Raw genomic sequence first — 314 nt, forward strand, 5'->3', positions numbered from 1 at the left:
ATCCATACCCGTGCCAGGAGCTCCCGCACCCGCTCCGCCCTCGCCGTCCGTCCCCGGACGATCTGGTGCAAGAGCAGCGGCTCGGCGATCTCTGCCCCGATCCGTCGCAGGGGATCGAGCGAGACCAGGGCGTCCTGGGAGACGAGCGCGATCCCGGCCCCGCGCAGCTCGCGCCACGCGCGCTCGGACAGCCCGGCCGCATCCGTCCCGTCCACGACCAGCCGGTCCAGCGAGACGTCGGCGTCCGTGGGAGTCAGTCCCAGCAGCGCACGAGCCGTGAGCGACTTGCCGGCGCCGGACTCCCCCACGATCGC

At 73.6% G+C, this 314-nt stretch carries 1 protein-coding gene; it reads right to left on the reverse strand.

From position 1 onward, the window contains the following. Positions 1–314 (reverse strand): ATP-binding cassette domain-containing protein (locus L687_RS0120805; RefSeq protein WP_031206724.1); only part of this gene is annotated, 314 nt, incomplete at both ends.

Source organism: Microbacterium maritypicum MF109 (assembly GCF_000455825.1).
GTDB classification, from domain to species: Bacteria; Actinomycetota; Actinomycetes; order Actinomycetales; family Microbacteriaceae; genus Microbacterium; species Microbacterium maritypicum_A.